The sequence below is a fragment of the Paenibacillus sp. 1-8 genome (genome assembly GCF_056316205.1).
Window position 1 is genome coordinate 3302163 of record NZ_CM149995.1, and the last position, 20240, is coordinate 3322402.

The 20240-nt window shown below is 48.0% G+C and carries 19 protein-coding genes; 5 read left to right on the top strand and 14 right to left on the bottom strand.

Annotated features, from left to right (window positions below; translation table 11 throughout):
* Window positions 1-9: 9 nt before the first annotated feature.
* On the top strand, window positions 10-642 hold the full coding sequence (locus AC0WRU_RS14970) for a GNAT family N-acetyltransferase (protein ID WP_476125358.1): 633 nt from the start codon (window positions 10-12) through the stop codon (window positions 640-642).
* 19 nt (window positions 643-661) lie between these two features.
* Here AC0WRU_RS14970 and AC0WRU_RS14975 read toward each other — a convergent pair whose 3' ends face one another.
* The 4 genes from AC0WRU_RS14975 to AC0WRU_RS14990 form a co-directional block, all read right to left on the bottom strand.
* Entirely contained in the window at window positions 662-1360 is a 699-nt protein-coding gene (locus AC0WRU_RS14975; protein ID WP_476125359.1) for a 5'-methylthioadenosine/adenosylhomocysteine nucleosidase, read from the bottom strand.
* Between the two features lie 107 nt (window positions 1361-1467).
* Entirely contained in the window at window positions 1468-2475 is a 1008-nt protein-coding gene (gene ccpA, locus AC0WRU_RS14980) for a catabolite control protein A (protein WP_025684254.1), read from the bottom strand.
* 107 nt (window positions 2476-2582) lie between these two features.
* Window positions 2583-2924, bottom strand: a complete 342-nt coding sequence (ytxJ, locus tag AC0WRU_RS14985) for a bacillithiol system redox-active protein YtxJ (protein ID WP_476125360.1) — start codon at window positions 2922-2924, stop codon at window positions 2583-2585.
* Window positions 2925-3025: 101 nt separating this feature from the next.
* Window positions 3026-3472: a hypothetical protein gene (locus tag AC0WRU_RS14990; protein ID WP_476125361.1), complete on the bottom strand. Its 447-nt coding sequence runs from the start codon at window positions 3470-3472 to the stop codon at window positions 3026-3028.
* A gap of 339 nt (window positions 3473-3811) precedes the next feature.
* Here AC0WRU_RS14990 and AC0WRU_RS14995 point away from each other — a divergent pair, with 339 nt between their 5' ends.
* Window positions 3812-4348, top strand: a complete 537-nt coding sequence (locus AC0WRU_RS14995; protein ID WP_025684257.1) for a type 1 glutamine amidotransferase domain-containing protein — start codon at window positions 3812-3814, stop codon at window positions 4346-4348.
* Window positions 4349-4451: 103 nt separating this feature from the next.
* Here AC0WRU_RS14995 and ptsP read toward each other — a convergent pair whose 3' ends face one another.
* The 4 genes from ptsP to aroA all read right to left on the bottom strand — a co-directional run bounded on the left by ptsP (window position 4452) and on the right by aroA (window position 10229).
* Entirely contained in the window at window positions 4452-6197 is a 1746-nt protein-coding gene (gene ptsP / locus AC0WRU_RS15000) for a phosphoenolpyruvate--protein phosphotransferase (protein ID WP_476125362.1), read from the bottom strand.
* A complete protein-coding gene (locus tag AC0WRU_RS15005; protein WP_025684259.1) occupies window positions 6194-8077 on the bottom strand; it encodes a glucose PTS transporter subunit IIA in 1884 nt (627 codons plus the stop codon). The genes ptsP and AC0WRU_RS15005 overlap by 4 nt, the downstream gene beginning before the upstream one ends.
* 390 nt (window positions 8078-8467) lie before the next feature.
* Window positions 8468-8902, bottom strand: coding sequence for a CoA-binding protein (locus AC0WRU_RS15010; protein WP_476125363.1), 435 nt, complete (start codon window positions 8900-8902; stop codon window positions 8468-8470).
* Window positions 8903-8936: 34 nt separating this feature from the next.
* On the bottom strand, window positions 8937-10229 hold the full coding sequence (aroA, locus tag AC0WRU_RS15015) for a 3-phosphoshikimate 1-carboxyvinyltransferase (protein WP_476125364.1): 1293 nt from the start codon (window positions 10227-10229) through the stop codon (window positions 8937-8939).
* A 273-nt stretch (window positions 10230-10502) separates the two neighbouring features.
* Here aroA and AC0WRU_RS15020 point away from each other — a divergent pair, with 273 nt between their 5' ends.
* A complete protein-coding gene (locus AC0WRU_RS15020; protein ID WP_476125365.1) occupies window positions 10503-10808 on the top strand; it encodes a rhodanese-like domain-containing protein in 306 nt (101 codons plus the stop codon).
* A 214-nt stretch (window positions 10809-11022) separates the two neighbouring features.
* On the opposite strand, the gene gndA is transcribed toward AC0WRU_RS15020, so the two are convergent.
* Window positions 11023-12429: an NADP-dependent phosphogluconate dehydrogenase gene (gene gndA, locus AC0WRU_RS15025; RefSeq protein WP_025684263.1), complete on the bottom strand. Its 1407-nt coding sequence runs from the start codon at window positions 12427-12429 to the stop codon at window positions 11023-11025.
* A gap of 187 nt (window positions 12430-12616) precedes the next feature.
* The gene (locus AC0WRU_RS15030) at window positions 12617-13216 is read right to left on the bottom strand and encodes a hypothetical protein (protein ID WP_476125366.1); all 600 of its coding nucleotides are present in this window, start codon (window positions 13214-13216) and stop codon (window positions 12617-12619) included.
* 290 nt (window positions 13217-13506) lie between these two features.
* Between AC0WRU_RS15030 and AC0WRU_RS15035 the strand changes: the two genes are divergently transcribed.
* Window positions 13507-14139 carry a YktB family protein gene (locus tag AC0WRU_RS15035; RefSeq protein ID WP_476125367.1) on the top strand — a complete coding sequence of 211 codons (633 nt, stop codon included), beginning with the start codon at window positions 13507-13509 and terminating at the stop codon, window positions 14137-14139.
* A gap of 26 nt (window positions 14140-14165) precedes the next feature.
* Here AC0WRU_RS15035 and AC0WRU_RS15040 read toward each other — a convergent pair whose 3' ends face one another.
* Window positions 14166-15449, bottom strand: a complete 1284-nt coding sequence (locus AC0WRU_RS15040) for an MFS transporter (RefSeq protein WP_476125368.1) — start codon at window positions 15447-15449, stop codon at window positions 14166-14168.
* Window positions 15450-15635: 186 nt separating this feature from the next.
* On the opposite strand from AC0WRU_RS15040, the gene AC0WRU_RS15045 reads away from it, so the two are divergent.
* Complete coding sequence (locus tag AC0WRU_RS15045; RefSeq protein WP_476125369.1) at window positions 15636-17111, top strand: aminotransferase class I/II-fold pyridoxal phosphate-dependent enzyme; 1476 nt, start codon at window positions 15636-15638, stop codon at window positions 17109-17111.
* Window positions 17112-17244: 133 nt separating this feature from the next.
* Here the strand turns inward: AC0WRU_RS15045 and ltrA are convergent, their stop codons facing one another.
* The 3 genes from ltrA to AC0WRU_RS15060 all read right to left on the bottom strand — a co-directional run bounded on the left by ltrA (window position 17245) and on the right by AC0WRU_RS15060 (window position 20062).
* Window positions 17245-18636 carry a group II intron reverse transcriptase/maturase gene (gene ltrA / locus AC0WRU_RS15050; RefSeq protein WP_476125370.1) on the bottom strand — a complete coding sequence of 464 codons (1392 nt, stop codon included), beginning with the start codon at window positions 18634-18636 and terminating at the stop codon, window positions 17245-17247.
* Window positions 18637-19119: 483 nt separating this feature from the next.
* Complete coding sequence (locus AC0WRU_RS15055; protein WP_025684269.1) at window positions 19120-19425, bottom strand: DUF1292 domain-containing protein; 306 nt, start codon at window positions 19423-19425, stop codon at window positions 19120-19122.
* Between the two features lie 79 nt (window positions 19426-19504).
* Window positions 19505-20062: a copper amine oxidase gene (locus AC0WRU_RS15060; RefSeq protein ID WP_476125371.1), complete on the bottom strand. Its 558-nt coding sequence runs from the start codon at window positions 20060-20062 to the stop codon at window positions 19505-19507.
* Window positions 20063-20240 lie beyond the last annotated feature (178 nt).

The window sequence follows — 20240 nt, forward strand, 5'->3', positions numbered from 1 at the left end:
GGCGCATGTATGCAGCATTTAAAACTGCACCATTTGGACACGCTGAGTCATAACGGGCAAAGGATCTACGTAGAAGGCCCCGTATCCGCTGATCAACTGCGTTCATTTCAAATGCATCCACAACTGGACGCCTTTCGCAAGCCGAAGGAGCAATTCGACGCGCTGGTGGATATTTCGGGACTGCCGGAAGGCAGGATTATCATCGCTCATGATGGGGAAACCATTCTCGGATACGTGACTTTTCACTATCCGGATGAGATGGAACGCTGGTCGGAAGCCAGAATGAAGGACCTGCTGGAGCTTGGAGCGATTGAGGTAGCCGACGAATATCGCGGACTGGGTCTGGGAAGCCAAATGATTCGGGTCGCCTTTGAGGACGGACAACTGGAATCCTATATCATTTTTACGACCGAGTACTATTGGCATTGGGATTTAAAAGGCAGCGGTCTCTCCGTATGGGAATACCGCCGCATGATGGAACGTCTGATGAAAACGGTGGATATGGTCTGGTACGCTACGGATGATCCTGAAATATGCTCCCACCCGGCGAATTGCCTAATGGTCCGAATGGGAGAGGATGTCCCCCTCACATCACGGGAACAATTTGACCATATCCGGTTTGTGAGAAGGTTCATGTATTAAATGTTACACCACTAGCCATTTAACCCAAATGCTTCAGCATATACTCCACAATTCGATGCGAACGATGGGAAGATGCTACTGTAAATTCGCCAAAATTAACGTGAGCAGATCCGTCTGCCTTATCAGACATAGAGCGGAGGACAACGTAAGGCACAGCGTTCATATGGGCTGTCTGAGCCACTGCTGCGCCCTCCATCTCGGTACAAGCACCGTCCATCTCCTGATACAATGTAGCTACCAGTTCACGGCTGGCGATAAACTGGTCACCGGAGAGCACCTTGCCGATAATATAATGATCGCCGATGGATTGACAGGCTTGCTCAGCCAGACGAACAAGAACAGGATCAGCCGCAAACTCCGAGGTATCCTGATAAGGAATGACTCCTCTGGCATAACCCAAAGGCGTTACATCCATATCATGCTGCATACACGTCGAGGAAATCACGATATCCCCAATATTTAAATCCGGATGCACGGCCCCTGCCACCCCTGTAAATATGATTTCTTCCGCTCCAAAGCTATCGATAAGGATTTGTGTCGTTACCGCAGCATTGACCTTACCTACACCGGACTTGCATACGACAACCTGTTGACCGTGAATGACTCCCTTTGTATAGGTGATTCCAGCCTTGACCGACTTACTAGTTTCAGTCATTGCAGCAAGCAGCAGTTCAATTTCTTCATCCATGGCACCAATTAATCCATAGATTCGACTCATCTCAAATCCCTCTATTCTTTGTTTAATGATGTGCATTAGACTATGTATTCACGAAAAAAGCTCCATTAAAGGAGCTCATCGAAGGTCTATCCTGTTAACAAATCTGTCTAGTCTAGATAATTAACCGACAACCGCAAAATCGTTTCATGCGGCAAAATGACGCGAGGATTTTCCACGTTTTCCTTCTTCATCAGCTTGGTCAGCAAACGCATCGCTACTGCACCCAAATCGTACATCGGTTGCGCCACCGTCGTAAGCTGCGGACGAACCATGGAAGCCATACGGATATTGTCCACACTGATGACAGAAAAATCGTCCGGTACTTTCAAGCCTTCATCCTGAATGCTATGAATCGCACCAATCGCCATTTCATCTGTAGCCGCAAAAATCGCGCTTGGCTTTTTCTTGAGGCCCAGGAAATACTTCATTGCCTCCACACCGGACTCATAACGATAGTTCCCGATGCGCACGAGATCTTCCTGATACTCAATTCCTGCTGCTTCCAGCGCTCTCTTGTAGCCTTGGAAACGTGCATAGCCGTTCGCAGGGTCCTGAAGCGTACCACTAATCATCGCGATTTGACGGTGCCCGTGGCGGATCAATGTATTCACTGCATCAAAAGCAGCGGCTTCATGGTCAATATCAACCGAAGGGTAGCTGCCTTTCTCATCACTCGTTGCGCACAGAACGATAGGAACCGCAGCCGTATGAAAGGCCTGAATATGCTCGTCCGTTACTGTGCCACCCATGAACAGAAGTCCATCAACCTGCTTTTCGAGCAGCGTATTGATGACACGAATCTCTTTTTCTTTCCTCTTATCGGCATTACACAAAATAATGTTATAGTGATACATATTCGCAATATCCTCAATGCCCCGCGCAATCTCTGCGAAAATTGAGTTTGATATATCAGGGATAACCACGCCGACGGTTGTTGTCTTCTTGCTGGCCAGACCTCTAGCCACCGCATTAGGCCGATATCCCAATTGCTCAATCGCTTCATATACCTTCTTGCGTGTCTGAGGTTTTACGTTAGGATTATTGTTAACTACACGGGACACTGTCGCCATTGAGACACCAGCTTCGCGAGCTACATCATAGATCGTTACCGTCAAATTCCTTCTCTCCATTGCCAATAAATTTTCAACCGAATCCAAGAACAACTAATTAGAACCATGATACGACAAAATACTACTTTATGCAACGACAGCGCTCATTCTATCTATACCAAATGATCGTGAAGCGCACGCGCAGTGATATTCGAATGGGATGTATGCCAGACAGCCTCTCCGCCCTTGATCAAAATGGCCTGCGGTGATTCATGCTGTAACTGGAGCTTGTTCGCAGCCTCATTGGACACCGGCCGGTCTTCCACTACATAAATGATACCGTATTCAATATTTTCGTTGGGAGTGCCTTGCAAATAGGACTCCAGTTCCTGATGTGCGCCAGAGCTAATCGGACAGCGCGTGCTATGTTTAAAAAGAAGCAATGCCTTGTCTGATGACGCTTCCAGCGCCGCATTTAATTGTTGAACAGTAGCCACTTTTGTCATCGTCGCCATTGGATATACATTCCTTTCCGCGTATTGTCGTATGTCCTATTCACATCCTAACAAAAAGAACATGTAAAATCCAATGGTGACCATGAAAATTTTCATTTTTTTTAGTTTTTTGAATTCATAAACACCGATTCACTGGTAAAACCGGATAATTGCACCAATTTTTTCTGTACATCGTTCATCCAATCCTCATCTCCCAGACTTCTCGCATAACGATAAAGGTCCAGCAGCAGGTTGATTCGAAGCTCCATTCGCTCCTCCAAAGAGGATTGCCAGTCCACATTGGGATTGTCCGCTTCCTCCAGCACCAGCTTGCGAATAATTTCAGCCAGCTCGTTGTTACGGGCAAAGGAAATGCGCCGAGCCGTAGGCTTGCTCCCCAAATTTTGCAATAGCTCCTTGATGTCCTTCGTTACATGCTGCAAAACCTCACTGGAGAAGCATGAAGGGCATGAAAATACGGGAACATGTAAAATTTCAACCTTGTCCGCATATATCACATTTCTCAACTCCAGCCCCATCGGTTTACCACATTGGCATTGCTTATGCATTTAACCACCTCATTACGTAGGATCAAGCTATATGAGGATTTCATCAGAATCCAGATATATCTATCTACTAGTCTATAAAAGATTTGTTAACTCTATAAAATTTTTCACACCCTTTTTTATTTCGACTTTGGGACCTCAAATCCTTCCACAGTTTGCAGCTATGAACAAATTACCAAAGGTTTAGCAGGTTGCGAGAAAGGTGATGCTGGCATTGAAAGAGCTTGTTATTTACCAAGAACGTACAGAGGAATGGACTTCCGGCGATCTTTTTCTTAAGATGTATAAGGTACAGATTATAAAACAGCAGTGTCATCAAGTGACGCACGAAAGGATGGTTAGATGTCGAGACTTGCCGGAAAAAAGGTTATCGCCCTGGTAGATGAGGAATTCGAGGATCTGGAGCTATGGTACCCCGTGTACCGTGTTCGTGAAGAAGGCGCAGAAGTGCATTTGGCCGGTGCTGAAAAGGGTAAAAAATATATCGGAAAATATGGCGTACCTGCTGAAGCGGAATATGCCTTTGAAGAACTGAACAGCCGCGATTATGACGGAATTCTTGTCCCCGGAGGCTGGGCGCCGGATAAACTGCGCCGCTATCCCAAGGTGATTCAACTCGTACAGGAGTTTCACGCCGCCCAAAAGCCTATCGGGCAAATCTGCCATGCAGGCTGGGTGCTGATTTCCGCCAAAATTTTGGACGGTGTCACTGTAACATCCACACCGGGTATCCGTGATGATATGGAAAACGCAGGCGCCATCTGGAAGGACGAAGCTGTCGTGACGGACGGACATATCGTATCTGCCCGCCGCCCACCTGACCTTCCACCATATGGAAAAGCGTTTTGCGATCTGTTGGCAAACAATGCTCAAAAATAAGTCAGTTCCAATAAAATGAGCAAAAGCACCTTCAAAACCATGGCTAATGTGGTTTTGAAGGTGCTTTTTTTATTTCCAAACAAAATGCACAGCTAGTGCATGATTACTGGCTTCCTGGCCCGGCCGGAATATAGCCGACATTAACTGCGGTCAGCTTATCTTCGATCGCCGCGCCGGTAGACATGCTGAAGCACGCCTGGGCAACCAACGTTGCCTCTGCTGCGGACGTGTTCAGTACACGATGCTTGACTCGCAGCAAGGACTGGGGAGACATGCTAAGCTGATGTATTCCCAGCTCTAGCCACAGGGGAATGGAACGTTCATCTCCTGCCATTTCACCGCACACACTCACATCAATCCCTGCCTGATGAGCAGCCTGCGCCGTCATACGCAGCATCCGCAGCACCGCCGGATGGTATGGATGGTACATATGCGCAATCTGCTCGTTCATGCGGTCTACGGCCAGCACATACTGTACCAAATCATTCGTGCCTATACTGAAAAAATCCGTTTCAGCCGCCAGCAGATCGGCAATCATTGCTGCCGCTGGCACCTCAATCATAATCCCTTGCTGGATATGCGGGTTATAGGCAAGTCCTCTCGCATCCAAATCCGCCATAGCTTCCTTCAAGATCGCATCCGCCTGACGGATCTCCTCCACCGATGAAATCATAGGATACATAACCTTGATATTCCCTGCCGCACTGGCACGTAAAATAGCTGTCAATTGAGTCTTGAATAATTCCTTCCAATCGAGACTGATACGTATAGCGCGATAGCCTAAAAACGGATTTTCCTCCTCCGGCAGTTGAAGATAGTCCAGCGGCTTATCCCCGCCGATATCCAATGTACGGATAACAACGGAGTGGTTTCCTGCCTTTCCTGCTACCAGCCGATACACTTCATACTGCTCATCTTCATCCGGTGCGGAGTTTCGATCCATATATAAAAATTCCGTGCGGAACAGTCCCACACCCTGCGCTCCATGCTTCAATGCCACCTCCAGTTCCTTGACAGAGCTGATGTTGGCTGCCAGCCTCAGTTCAGTTCCATCCTTGGTCACGGCTTCCACGGAAGCGAGCACCTGAAGCTGTTCTTTTCTGCGGCGCTGCTCATCACGTAATGCCGTATAATGATCAATAATGGATTTTTCTGGGTTCACGTAAACCTTCCCAAAGTCTCCGTCGACAACCATCATATCTCCCGTCTGGACAGGCAAATTGAGGTTGCTCTCCAGCCCCGAAACGAGCGGAATGCCCATCGCACGGGCCATGATCGCGGAATGCGATGTTTTACCCCCATTCATAGTCACAATTCCTAATACATAGCTTGGATTCAAGTGGGCCGATTGAGATGGAGAAAGCTCCTTGGCTACCAGAATGTAAGGCTGTGTGTCCTTCGGAAGAGTTACTTCCGGCGCACCCAGCAAATGCTTGAGCAGCCGATTCCCCACATCCTTGATGTCGATCGCCCGCTCCTTCATATACTCATCATCCAGCAGATCAAACATCGTCACAAAATGGTCAATTGCTTCCTTAACAGCCACCTCAGCTGCTTTGTATTGGCGCTCGATGATTCCACGAACCTCGTTCATGAATTCAGGGTCCTCCAATATAGCTAGATGCGCATCAAAAATGCTGGATTCCTCCGGCCCCACCATCTCTCGAAACTCATCCTTAATAAACTGGATTTCACTTTTGGATGTGCGTATCCCTTCATACAACCGTTCAAATTCCTTTGCGAGATCTACCGCATCCATTTTTTGATCAGGTAAATCCCACTCCCAGCTCGGCAGGACAAATGCCTTCCCGATTGCCACACCTGCTGCGGCGCCGATGCCTTCTATCATGTCTCTACCCCTCCAACATTCCTGTCATGCAGCACAACGGACATTACCGAGGCCTGACCTTTTTTCACTGTTTTAAACGGAGCAAAGCTCCATGACTTCACGCGATCCGGGTTCGTAATGACCATAGGGGTCACTAACGATGGAGCTTGTTCCCGCAGTGCCTGCAAATCAAATTTGATCAGCAATTGTCCCGGTTCCACTGTATCGCCTGCTTCTACCATAGCAGTAAAATTCCCTTTTAGCTGTGAAGTATCAATCCCTATATGAAGCAGAACCTCAAGTCCCTCTCGTGTAGAGATGCCTAAAGCGTGCATGGTCGGATACAGATGCATAACCGTACCATACACCGGAGATACAAGTTCACCTCGTTCGGGAACAAAAGCAACTCCGTCCCCGACCAGCTTCGTTGCAAAAATTTTGTCCGGCACCTCGTGAATCGGCAGCATTTTTCCATGCACCGGGGCGTTGAACAACACTTGAGGAAGATCACGCTCCATAAGCTTCGCGATTTCCTCACGAATCAGCTCCGAATACGTCCCGAACACAACCTGCAAGTTGCCCCCTCCCAGGTTGATGAGTCCAGCCGAGCCCAAAGCTTTTATCGCTCCGGTATCAATCAGCCGATCATTGTGGACGGTGAGGCGCAGCCGTGTAATGCAGGCTTCCACCCGAACAATATTTTCCTTCCCTCCAAGCGCCTCCAAAATGAGCGGTGCGCTGTAGGGAATATTGCCTGCCCAATCCTCCAGAACCGAACCTTCCTCGCGGCCTGGAGTGGGAATACGGAACCTCCGAATCGCCCAGCGGAATAGCACATAATACACCAGCCCATACGCCACGCCTAACGGAATCAACAACCAGGCGTTATGTGACAGATGGAAATTGAGTACGTAATCTATAAAACCCGCTGAATATGAAAAACCGTGATGAATATCCAGCTCAAAAGTAAGCCACATGGCCAGACCTGACATGACTGCATGAACGAGGAACAAATAAGGAGCAGCAAACAAAAATGCAAACTCAATTTGTTCTGATACACCAGTAAAAAAGCAGACGAGTGCAGCAGTCAAAAACGTCTTTTGCACCTTTGGTTTCAAATCTTCACGCGCTTCCTGAATAATCGCCAGCGCAATGGCTGGAATCGCAAACATCATAATCGGAAACAACCCTGACATAAAATAGCCCGCCGTCGGATCGCCAGCAAAGAAACGGGGTAAATCCCCCTGCACTATGTCGCCTGACGGCGTTTTATATGTACCAAGTTGAAACCAGAATATATTATTTAGCAGATGATGAAGGCCAAAAGCCGCCAGCACCCGATACAAAATACCGTAAATAAACAATCCGAAGCCGCCCAGACTCAATTCCAGACCTGCTATAAATTGCAATCCTCTCTGAATGAGTGGTGCCACTATCAGCATCAGTCCTGCGAACACAGCGGAGAACAAGCCAATCAGCAGCAAAACAAATCGAGTCCCTCCAAAAAATTGGAGTACCTCAGGCAGCTTAATGCTTTTGAAGCGGTTATACGCCACTCCTGAAATGACACCCAAAATGATGCCAATGAGCGTCGCGGGATGAATGAGTCCGTTTCCAAATCTCAATGTGACCTGATCATATATAGCCATACCAGCCAATGCCGCCAGTCCTGCCTGACCTGCCTGATTCGACATGCCGAGTGCTACACCAACCGCAAACAAGTACGGCAAAAAATAAAAAATCCCACGCCCTGCTGCATTAGCCATTTCAGACACCATTGGAAATCCCCACGTGGACCAGGGAAGGCTTCCGAGACTTAGTAATATAGCAGCAGCCGGTAACACCATCGTCGGGAGCATGACAGCCCGACCAAGCTGTTGTAAGGATCCGAGCCAGTTCATGGCATTCCTCTCCTTTCTATCCCTGATGGTAAGTCGAATAAATACTTTTGTCAAAGCGATTCTCTTGCTTGATAAAAAATACTTATATACGCCTTTCAGGTCTGAATAGCTCTATTCAAACGTCTTATTTAAGTTATATTTTGCGTGTTTATCAGCTTGGACCATATTATTCTGAAACAAAGGGAGATGCAGCATGAGTGAAACATTTTTATAAGAAATATGGATCAGCGTCTCAATACTGTCGATTGAGCTCATTCACCAAGATAATATCACAAAAATGGCATACATACATTATATGGATTCCTATAAGCATAATATAGCCCAATTTCCACACACCAAAAACCTTCTCCCCGTATTTCATAGGGGCGAAGGTTTTTCTTCATGTCCAGATTATCCTTTACGTACTGCTTGGGTTATGGAATCCTCTACCTTGATGCAACGATCCATAATAACCGTCATTCCATGCTCCTGCGCAATGTCAGCGGCTTCCTGGCTGATAATGCCCTGTTGAAGCCACAAAACCTTCGCACCTATAGCAGCCGCCTCACGAGCAACCTCCGCACAGTACTCACTGCGACGGAATACATTGACCAACTCGACAGGCTCGGGTACTTCTTCGAGACTTGCATAGCAAGTTTCTCCTAAAATCGTTTGCCCCGCTGCCGCAGGATTAACCGGAATAATACGGTATCCCCGCTTTTGCATCGCATAAGACACCATATGCGAGGTCCGGTCTGCTTTATCAGACAAACCTACAACCGCAATGTTGCCCACTTGTTCCAAAATGTTTTTGATCTCTTCCCTTGACGGATTTTCAAAAGCCATCCTTTTCCCTCCTGTCCACTTTTAGAACTTACTTTTATTTTACCCACTCTACAGAGGCGCCAAGCGTCGTCAGATGGTCAAAATATTGCGGATATGATTTGGCAACATGATGCGCATCCTTGATCACCAGCGGTTTCTGTGCCCGCAGACCGACAACTGTCAAAGCCATAATAACACGGTGGTCAAAATGCGCGTTAATTTCAACACCGCCTTCAACCCCCTCCGGTCTGCCATATACGATAATTTCAGCCTGACGTTCCTCCACCCGAGCTCCGGCCTTGGTCAGTTCGTTCAAATAATCAGTAATGCGATCACATTCCTTGTACCGCAAATTTTCCACATTATAAAAACGGGACGTGCCGTCAGCAAATACAGCCGCAGCCACCATCGCCAGCACCGCATCGGTTGCAGCATCGCCGTCAAATTCAACGGCCTTCAAACGGCCATTCCCCTTCACGACAACGGTGTCGTTCTCGTGCGTCAGCGGTACTTCCATCATACGAAGCACATCTACAATAGCACGTTCTCCCTGCTTGCTCTGCTCCTTTAGCCGATGGATGGTGACATCCGAGTTCGTGACCGCAGCCGCCGCCAGCACCGCGGCGCTGCCCGGATAATCGCCCTGCACGGTATATGTGCGTGGCTGATAAGATTGTCGTCCCGGCACACGGAAAGACATATAATCATCACTTGCATGAATGATAATGCCTGCCTCTTGGAGCACCTCCAGCGTCTGACCAATAACCACCTTGGATTTCAGATCATGCAGCACCTCAATTTCGCTATCTTCCTCCAATAACGGCGTGAGGAATAGCAAGGCACTCAAATATTGCGAGCTAACCGAACCGGATACCTGAATTTTGCCGCCTTTGGGCTGACCGCCCTGAATGTGGATCGGAAGCTTACCTTCACGATGATCTACCTGTACACCCAGCTGACCCAATGCGTCGATCAGATCATCATGTGGTCGTTTTCCCAGCGAATCGGGATATGTATTGACGAAAGTAACATCCGGGCACAGCGATGCGATCCCCATCAAAAAACGAAGCACTGCTCCGGCGTTACCTACATTGAGCTCCTTCACAGCACGAGGATGGCTGCCAAAGCCCGTAATGACTATTTTTTCATCATCCTCTTCCAGCACTGCCCCCAGATCAGCGATACAACGACGCATAGCATCACTGTCCTCACTGTGTGCCGGAAAATAAATGGTACTTTGTCCATCGGCAAGCGCTGCTGTCAGCAAATAGCGTGTAGTGTAGTTTTTGGAGGACAAGGCCCCAATCTCCCCTTGCAACGAAGGGGTAGGTCTAACGATAACATCCATAATGTACATGCTCCTTTTCGGATTTTAACCAACTCGTTTTACGTTAATTATACAAGCTGTGATGTTCATTTCTCCACCAGAAAAACACTGAATATCAAGCAAAGCCTGCCCGAGCTTCATCCCGGCGATTCATTAATCTATACCCGCCTTTAGGATTAGCCCGATTGACAGCTTGCAGATAGCTTGGATATCATACATAGAGTGTATAAGAGGTTTGGTATAAGCCATTAACACACGAGTCACCTATTTTATATTCAGAAAAGAGGTCCGGCCATGACGCAAATCGCCCTGATTGAACCTTCTGAGCTTCGTGCACGCCTGCAAGCAGGCGAACAATTGCAACTGATCGACGTTCGTGAGGCAGGAGAAGTAGCGGAAGGCATGATTGACGGTGCCAAGCATATTCCGCTCGGACAGATTCCAAGTCGTCTTGAGGAAATTGAACGTACCGGTGAAATTATCTTTATTTGCCGGAGCGGTTATCGCAGCGAACGAGCCTGCGAATATTTACAACAACTCGGTTATGAAGGCTGCACTAACATGACCGGCGGCATGCTGCAATGGTCACAAGAGCAGTAAAATGCTGCACCAAATGAGACGGGATCTTCCCGTCTTTTTTGTCGTGACTCAAAGCTTAGACGCGGTGATGTATTAAAATAACTATTCTTATCATACCACAGTGTCGAAAGCTAAGACAATCCACTAAAGAAAAACGGAAGCTTCCTCCGCCACAGAGGGCAAAAGAAGCTTCCGTTGTATTCATTGCTGTTATCCTAGCATATTCGCCATTTCATTAGAACCATTGGTGATGGAATACGCCTTCTTTGTCCACACGTTTGAACGTATGCGCACCGAAGTAGTCACGTTGTGCTTGCAGCAAGTTTGCTGGCAGACGCTCAGTACGGTAGCTGTCATAGTATGCAAGCGCACTGGAGAAGCCAGGCACTGGAATACCTTGAGATACAGCTACGGAAATCACCTGACGCCATGCGTTTTGGTAAGTTTCTACTACATTTTTGAAGTAGGAATCCAGCAACAGGTTTTTCAGAGCAGGATCGTGGTCATACGCTTCCTTGATGTTTTGCAGGAATTGCGAACGGATAATGCAACCGCCGCGGAAGATCATAGCGATTTTTCCGTATTTCAAATCCCAATTGTATTCATCGGAAGCTGCACGCATTTGTGCAAAGCCTTGAGCATAAGACACAATTTTACTTGCGAACAATGCTTTACGTACGCTTTCGATAAATTCTTTTTTGTCGCCGCTGAAGGATTCAGCATTAGGACCACTCAGCACTTTGCTTGCCGCAATGCGCTCGTCTTTCATAGCAGACAGGAAGCGGGAGAATACAGATTCGGTGATCATGGACAATGGAACGCCCAGATCCAGCGCGCTTTGGCTTGTCCATTTACCAGTACCTTTTTGACCCGCAGCGTCCAGAATAACGTCTACCATTGGTTTGCCTGTTTCGGAATCATATTGGGAGAAGATGTCAGCCGTGATTTCGATCAGGTAGCTGTCCAGCTCGCCTTTATTCCATTCTGTGAAGATTTCATGAAGCTCTTCCGCATTCACATTCAGGACCGATTTCAACAGGTGATAAGCTTCACCGATCAATTGCATGTCACCGTACTCGATACCGTTATGCACCATTTTTACATAGTGACCAGCACCGTCAGGACCGATATATGTGCAGCATGGGTCGCCATTCACTTTAGCAGAGATTGCCGTCAGAATCGGCTCTACCAGCTTGTAGGCACTTTCTTGTCCACCCGGCATGATGGAAGGACCGTTCAAGGCGCCTTCTTCACCACCGGATACGCCTGTACCAATAAAGCGAAGTCCTTTTTCCTCCAGCTCCTTGCTGCGGCGCTGTGTATCAGGGAAGTAGGCATTGCCTCCGTCTATAATAATGTCGCCCTTGTCCAGATGAGGCACAAGCTGCTCAATCGTAGCATCTGTTGCTTTACCCGCTTGAACCATGATCAGGATTTTACGGGGTGATTCCAGAGAGTTCACAAATTCTTCAATGGAGAAAGTACCCGTCAGTTTTTTACCTTCTGCTTCTTTGATAAGATCGTGCGTTTTTTCTGGAGAGCGGTTAAAAACCGAGACGGTGAAGCCTCTGCTCTCAATATTAAGGGCCAAATTCTTACCCATTACTGCCAGACCGATCACACCAATCTGCTGTTTTGCCATCTGGTTCCTCATCCTTTGCAACATATTTTTTATTCTAAATCGCCGCTTTACCGCATTACACTTTGAGTGAATCGGAACACGTGCAATTCTATTTTAACGTTTTTGGTATCAGAAGTGAACCCCTGTCTATTCGCAGATCAAAACACCCCATTTTCATGAGGTGTTCAGTTATACTAAATCTACATCATTATGCTTCCATCATCAGCAGTTGGCGGGATAGCGCTTGCAGGCGTTCATGGCAGTTCCCGGCTCTGACCGTATCTCCCTCTGTCATTGCCGTGAAAAGCCTCTCCAATTCAATATCCACTTCCATTCTGAGCAGCAGCAGTCGGGTCTCTCCCTCATTGGAAAAGTACATATCCTCCATCTCCTGCGCTGACAGCACTGGTCCCTTCTGATAAATAACGCGTTGCTTAAAACCGGTAACCTCGACCAGACGAATGACCTCACCGAACAAAATATTTTCCACCAAAATATGATGGTCCTTAACTCTTTTGACAATGGCATGGCCTCGGGTGCTTCCAATCAGCTTTTCCAACCACTCCGCCAGCTTGGCGTCGCGGATCACATAATCTCCGGCCAACTTGTAGTGCCCTGTACGCAATTGTTGAAAACGAAGCTTCACCAGCTTGCGCCCGGTTCTTACCGACAGCACCAGGTACGACTCATCCTCGCTCCAGTACAACGAATACCCTTCCGATATCAAATCCTTGATCAGATTATGGATATGCCGACGGCTAAACCGGAGCTCCAGATTGCAATATTCTACCTCGCAGCCCTTGTTCACGGCATTCCCTCCTTTTTCAAGTCCGATTCAAGAAGTCCGGCTACAGCAAGCCTGCGGCTTTCCCGCTTGATCTTCCCTTGCTCTATTTTATACTTCATTTTATGTAAGGGTACTTGGTTATTTGACCTATTTTTATGAGTAACAACGCACAATCCTACTTTTGCCTTATGCGCTTGTCCCAAACCCGGCCTAAAGTCGGTCTAAAGTCGGTCAAGCCTGCTGACGTTATGCTATAATCGGACATATTACGCCACACGAAATGGCTTAACCCAGTTACAGGAGGAAAAGGTATGACGTTCAATGGATTTACAGCAAAGGACTTTGATGTTTTTGAAATACCGGGGCTGGAGCCTCGCATGGAGGTACTGATTGAACAGGTTCGACCCAAACTGGAAGCGATTGGTGCGGAGTTGGCTCCTTTCCTGACGGACTTGTGTGGCGAGCCTATGCACGTTCACGTTGCAAAGCATGCACGGCGCAAAGTGAATCCTCCCAAGGATTCCTGGGTAGCTTGGGCGGCAAACAAGCGTGGATACAAGGCGTTGCCGCATTTTGAGGTAGGGATGTTTTCTTCTCATCTGTTCATCATTTTCGCGATTATTTATGAAAGCCTGAACAAAACCACGTTTGCCCAGGCACTCAAAGCCAATCTGAGCGATGTTCGCACTAGCCTACCGGATCATTTTTACTGGTCCATGGATCATATGGCCCCGGAAGGTACGGAGCAAAAGCAAATGGACGAGAAGGATTTTCAAACAATCATTGACAAGCTGCAACAGGTTAAAAAAGCCGAGGTCATGTGTGGTATCCGTATTGACCGGGAAGATCCACTCGCCAGCGACGGGTCTGCATTACTACAGGCAGTGCGTTCCACTTTTGAGCGTTTGCTGCCGCTGTACCGAATGGCTTTCCCAAAAGAGTAACCAGCATTGGCCAATCAAGCTACCAATCAGGCTTCAGCCGTCTTTCTGCGCGGATTACGTGCCAAAGCCAGATGACAGCCGAACATGAGCAGCATTACAACTCCGCTGATGATAAATGGAGCTGTGTGTCCTGCGCGGTCCCACAGCACTCCTGAAACGAGCGGACCGATGACCATACCTGAACCTTGGAGTGTCAGAAAAAAACCCCATATCGTCGCTCGCTCGCTTTCTGGGATCAATTTGGCGAGGAACGTGTTCCATGCAGGCAAAATGAGCGCATAGCCCAAGCCGATGAGGGCTACGGATACAAACACAAGCGGAATGGATCGGACGGCGGAAAAGAAAAACAGCGTAATCCCGGCAAGTAAAAAACCGGCGTGCAGAAAGTATTCTGTTCCGAGCCGATCCACCAGCTTTCCGCAAGGAATAAGCGCCAGCACCGTTACCCCGCCGCCAGCAATTAGAAGTACACTGTACAAATTCGGCGAAATTCCGAGGTCCGTACGGGCGTACAGCGTCAATACCGGGCTGATTAGACCGATAACAAACGATTGCAAAAACAGAGCCGGGTAAATTAATGGGTTTACATTTAGTTTTGTTTTGAGTGTAATGATCGTCTCCTTGATTCCTCCCAGTAGCTTCGGCTTTTGATTTGCAAGACCGTCGGAGGACACCAAAGCGCTCCGTTGCAGCGCTCCGTTGTCGGCAGACTCTTTCCGTCCGGGCAGCATCAGGGAGACCAACAACAGCACAATACTGCATCCTGTCAAAATCATAAACACCCTTCCGTAAGAATGACCATAATGTGCCATAGCGAAATTCATAACAAGCGGCCCCATTCCTGTTCCGCCCATGGACGCAATTTCCAATGTGCCCATCGCCGCACCATTGCTGTTATTAGGCCCGGACATTTCAGTCGTTCCAGTCATGACACAAGGCCAGAGCGGAGAAGTGCCCAGACCGAGTAACAGACAGGCAACTACGAGCCACACTGGCTCTGTCAACACGCTTAGCATGATCACCGCAACAAGTGTAAGCAGCAACGCGGTCGACATCGTTCCCCGGTAGCCGAGCCGTTCAGCTATCCAGCCCGCCGGTGCCCGGAACGCATTGTCACCAAAATACTGGAGCGAAAAGGCCAGACCGATAATTCCGGCTGACAGTCCGAGCGTTTCTCCCATATATACCGGCAGGATAGCTACCAGAAGAGATCCCTTCATAAATTCAACCAGAAATACCAGTACCCATAATTCTACAAAAAAGGGGGAACAAAACCGCCGAGGATTTTTTTCTCTTCCGATTTGTTTCATCTGTCCCACATCCTCTGCCTTCGTTTTTTCGTCATAAAGTCCGGGTTGTCTCCATGCTCCTCTCATTCACAAATAAAAGCATCGTCAACCGCTTGCATTCCTACTTCAAACTGCTATACTCAATTTTGTTCTATTATCACTTGCCAGGATTGTCGAAATCCTGCACGAAAGGTTGTGACAACACTAATGAATCAAAGCAACACCCCGCTTTTTACTGCTTTGAAAAAGCATGCTCAGAGCAACCCGGTTCAATTTCACATCCCAGGTCATAAAAAGGGAGTGGGCGCAGATTCGGAATTTCGCGAATTTATGGGTGATAATGCCTTTTCCATAGATATGATCAACATCGCTCCATTGGACGATCTGCATCAACCTACGGGTGTCATCGAAGAAGCCCAAAAGCTTGCGGCAGAGGCCTACGGAGCAGATTATACTTACTACAGTGTACAGGGTACAAGTGGAGCTATCATTACTATGATTATGTCCATTTGCTTGCCAGGTGATAAAATTATTGTACCCCGAAATGTACACAAATCTATAATGTCTGCCATTATATTGTCTGGAGCAAAGCCTGTATTCGTATCTCCAGTCAGTGATGAAAATCTTGGTATTCACCACGGGATTACAACCAAGTCCGTACGCCGGGCACTGGAACGCCATCCTGACGCCAAGGGCGTCCTCGTCATCAACCCGACATATTACGGTGTGTGCGCCGATTTGAAAGAAATTGTTGATCTCGCTCACAGCTATAATGTGCCGGTCCTGGTCGATGAGGCCCACGGTGTACTCATTCATTTTCATCCTGATCTGCCGATGTCCGCCATGGAAGCGGGAGCTGATATGTCAGCTACAAGCGTCCATAAGCTAGGCGGTTCCTTGACACAAAGCTCGATTCTGAATGTGAATACCAAAAACGGATACGTCAATCCGCAGCGTGTGCAGACGATCTTCAGTATGCTGACAACGACTTCCACTTCCTATATCCTGCTGGCTTCTCTGGACACATCACGCCGCAATCTGGCTCTCAATGGCTATGAAATAGCGCAACGCGCGCTTGATTTGGCCGAATATTGCCGTGCAGAGGTCAACAAGATTGAAGGATTATATTGCTTTGGCAGTGAAATTCTCGGTACAGAGGCAACCTATAATTATGACGCGACCAAAATCACCATTCATATTCGTCATCTAGGCCTTACTGGGTACGACGTGGAAAATTGGCTGAGAGAAAACTACAATATCGAGGTTGAGCTTAGCGATATGTACAATATTCTCTGTCTGGTGACCCCCGGGGATACGAAAGAGAATATTGAGATTTTATTGAAGGCTCTGCGTGAGCTGGCTTCTATTCATTATTCTACAGGTCAGCAGCATGAACTGGATGTAAAAATACAGGATATCCCGCAGCTCTCCCTGATTCCGAGAGACGCTTTTTACGGAGATACGGAAGTGGTACCATTCAAGGAATCTGCTGGACGCATTATTGCAGAATTCATTTATGTATATCCACCGGGCATTCCCATCTTGCTACCGGGCGAGGTCATTTCGCAGGACAATATTGATTATATTGTCGATCATGTGGAAGTAGGCCTGCCTGTAAAAGGACCAGAGGACCGTACCGTACATCAAGTGAAGGTTATTGTTGAAACGGACGCCATTTCCTAATTATTCCTGATCCCTAACAAGTCTGGAAGGTCTTACAAGCATCCTAAAAAAGCTATCGAGTAGGAGGGGGCGGTAAACCCCCGTCCTCTCACACCACCGTACATGCGGGTCCGCATACGGCGGTTCCAAAAGGTTAACCAAGCTCCAGATCACGTGAAAGCAAACTTTTCAGCCCTTTCTCTTTCCAATAGGAAGTAGGAAGGGCATTATTGGTATTCCGGGACATTTCCCATGCGCCTCGCCTCGAGTTAGCCATCTTGAAACATGCCCACTCTGGAACCCCAAGTGCCCGGAGTTCACGGATTCGTGTGCGTACTCGTTTCCATTGCTTCCACAGGCACATTCGTAGTCTTCTCCGAATCCACTGGTCCAGTTTTTGGAGGTGCGTCTTCACCGAAGCTAGACGGAAATAACCGAGCCAACCCAACAGATAGCGGTTCAATCGGCGAATCCGTTCTTCCATGGAAATGGACCATGTTCGATTTGTCAGCTCTCGAATCCTCTCTTTACATGCGTTGAGGCTCTTCGGTGCTATTCGAATCGTCGCCTGCTTCTGGCTCAGGAAACTGAACCCTAAGAACTTCCGGTGCCAGGGTCTGGCTACCGCGCTCTTTTCCCCATTCACTTTTAGCTTTAGCTTTCCTTCTACAAACCGACTTACCGATTCCATCACACGTTCGCCTGCTCGCTTACTCGCCACAAAGATATTGCAGTCGTCCGCATAGCGCACAAACCGCAGGCCACGTTCCGTCAATTCTTTATCCAAATCGTCCAGTAGAATGTTGGCCAATAGCGGACTAAGCGGGCCGCCTTGTGGCGTTCCTTCCCGGCTACGCTCCAGCTTTCCGTCCACCATGACTCCGGCGTTCAGATAGGCACGAATCAGCATCAACACTCTTTTGTCCGTCACTTTCCGCGCCACCCTTCCCATCAACATGTCATGATTCATCTGGTCAAAGAACTTTTCCAGATCTAGATCCACGACCCAGCGAAGTCCACTTTGGATATATCTTTGCGCTTGTTTCACCGCGTCATGTGCACTTTTCCCCGGGCGAAAGCCGTAGCTATACCAGGAAAATTGCGCGTCAAAGATCGGGTTCATCCCTTGTAAAAGCGCCTGCTGGAGAAATCGGTCCATTACGGTCGGGATGCCTAAAAGCCGTACACCGCCTCCGGGTTTGGGAATTTCCACCCGTTTGACTGGCGCAGGCCTGTACGTTCCCGTCAGAAGTTCAGTTTTCACCCTTGCCCAGTGCGTATTCAGGTAAACTTGTAGATTGGCTACCGTTACACCGTCCACACCAGGCGCTCCTCCGTTTTGCACCACTCGTTTGTATGCGAGCCTGAGGTTATCTCCTTCGAGCATTCGTTCCAGCAAGTTGTTCTGGTCTTCGCGAGAGGATAGGGCGACTTGTGCCGACGAAGAACTCAGCGCTCCAGCATACCCTGACGGCTTCACCGCTTCTCTTTGCTGGCAGCTCTCTTGCGAGATATTCGGCTGTCTTTGCTCTTCATGCGAACGCATCGGTTTCCTCTCTCCTTTCGGTTCAGCCCTTCCGTAAGTTGTTGCAACAGCTTACGTACTATGGCTTCTGCTGACTCCTGTCCGTTCAGCGTAGCCTCTCGGCTACGGTTACAAGTTTTTTTTCCTTGCTTATCTGACAGGTCTCCCCAGATAAGAGTGCCATCTTTCCGCCCGCGACCACTGGAGTATACCGCGTCAGTCCTTGGCGGCTTTGGATTTCGTCATGTTTAGGTGACTCATCCGACTGACACAGCCTCAAATCCAGTTCGTGTACCTTGGCCCGTGCTTTTGCCTCCAGCTTCCTTCAGATTCCACCTCACGGTGGACACCCTTGCCCTTGGCTAACGGTAGGCGCTCGCCAGCCCCCGTTCAGGACTTTCACCCTAGAGATGACGCCCATGCTGGGCGTACTAACAAAAAAAGCCCCCGTTTGGGGGGCTTTTTCGTTACCTTACAAAGCTGCAACAGCCGTTAGGTCCAATACTATTCGTATTGGGCAACCAGCTCGCTGTAAGCCTCTTCAACACGCTTCCATTCATCTTCATCCTCGATATTGTAAAGCACCATTTCTTCGTTTTCTTCTTCCATACGAAGAATAATGCCATCTGCTTCAGGATTGCCGCGCTCCAGCAGGAGAGCGTAAACGTGATTTTCTACGTCAAAGGTCTCTACCAGCACCATTTCTACATCTTTGCCATTTTCATCAGTTAGCGTAAGAACCATTTCTTCATGTTCGTGGTCATGATCGTGGTTGCAGGCTTCACCGTGTTCATGTTTGTGATCACTCATGGAAATACCTACCTTCAAATTGTTTTATTTTCCCCCGTATCGTAACATGATCAAGGATACAGGTCAATTTGTGGTATGCCTAATTTATCGCTGTAATGACTTTTTCGGACACCAGGGTATAGCTGCTGTCTTTGCTTTCTTTAATGTAGAAACCGACCCGGTAATTCCCTGCTATTTTGAAATCATACGTAAAGTCGTTTGTACGGAACCAGAAGTTATCCTTTTGTGCTCCGCTGATATCCTGAGACTGAATATCCTTCACGTTACCCGCAGGATCGGTGATCGCTACCTTCACTCCGGAGATATCCGCTTTCAACGTATCAATCTGACTGAATACATTGAATTTCACTTTGTTACCTTTATTCACGTTGCCAAACACCGTATCGCCCTTGAACAAGAACATGTGTACATTCGGTTGGTCGAAAACAACCTTTCCACCGGACGGATCAAAACTCACAATCCCGTTAAAATCCCGAATGGGCACATACGTCTTGCCGTCAATGACAACCGCGCCATCCTTCGACACCTCTCCGTTAATAATCAGCTTCACTTGGTCCTTGACGGATTCTGCCGAAATAACGGTCCCTCCCATTATCGAAAAGGCCATCACTAGGGCCATAACTTTTCTCCACTTCATCGCTAGATATCCCTCCATCATCATCTGTTAAATAACTTCTGTCTTACATTTATACCTAGCTCAGTTCCACAAGTTGCGCTGTGCATCACAAATTGTCCAAAGTTTTTGATATGGCGTAAAATCTTTAATTTCTAACAGCATCGATGGTAAGATACGACTGTAGAGAATTTATAAACAT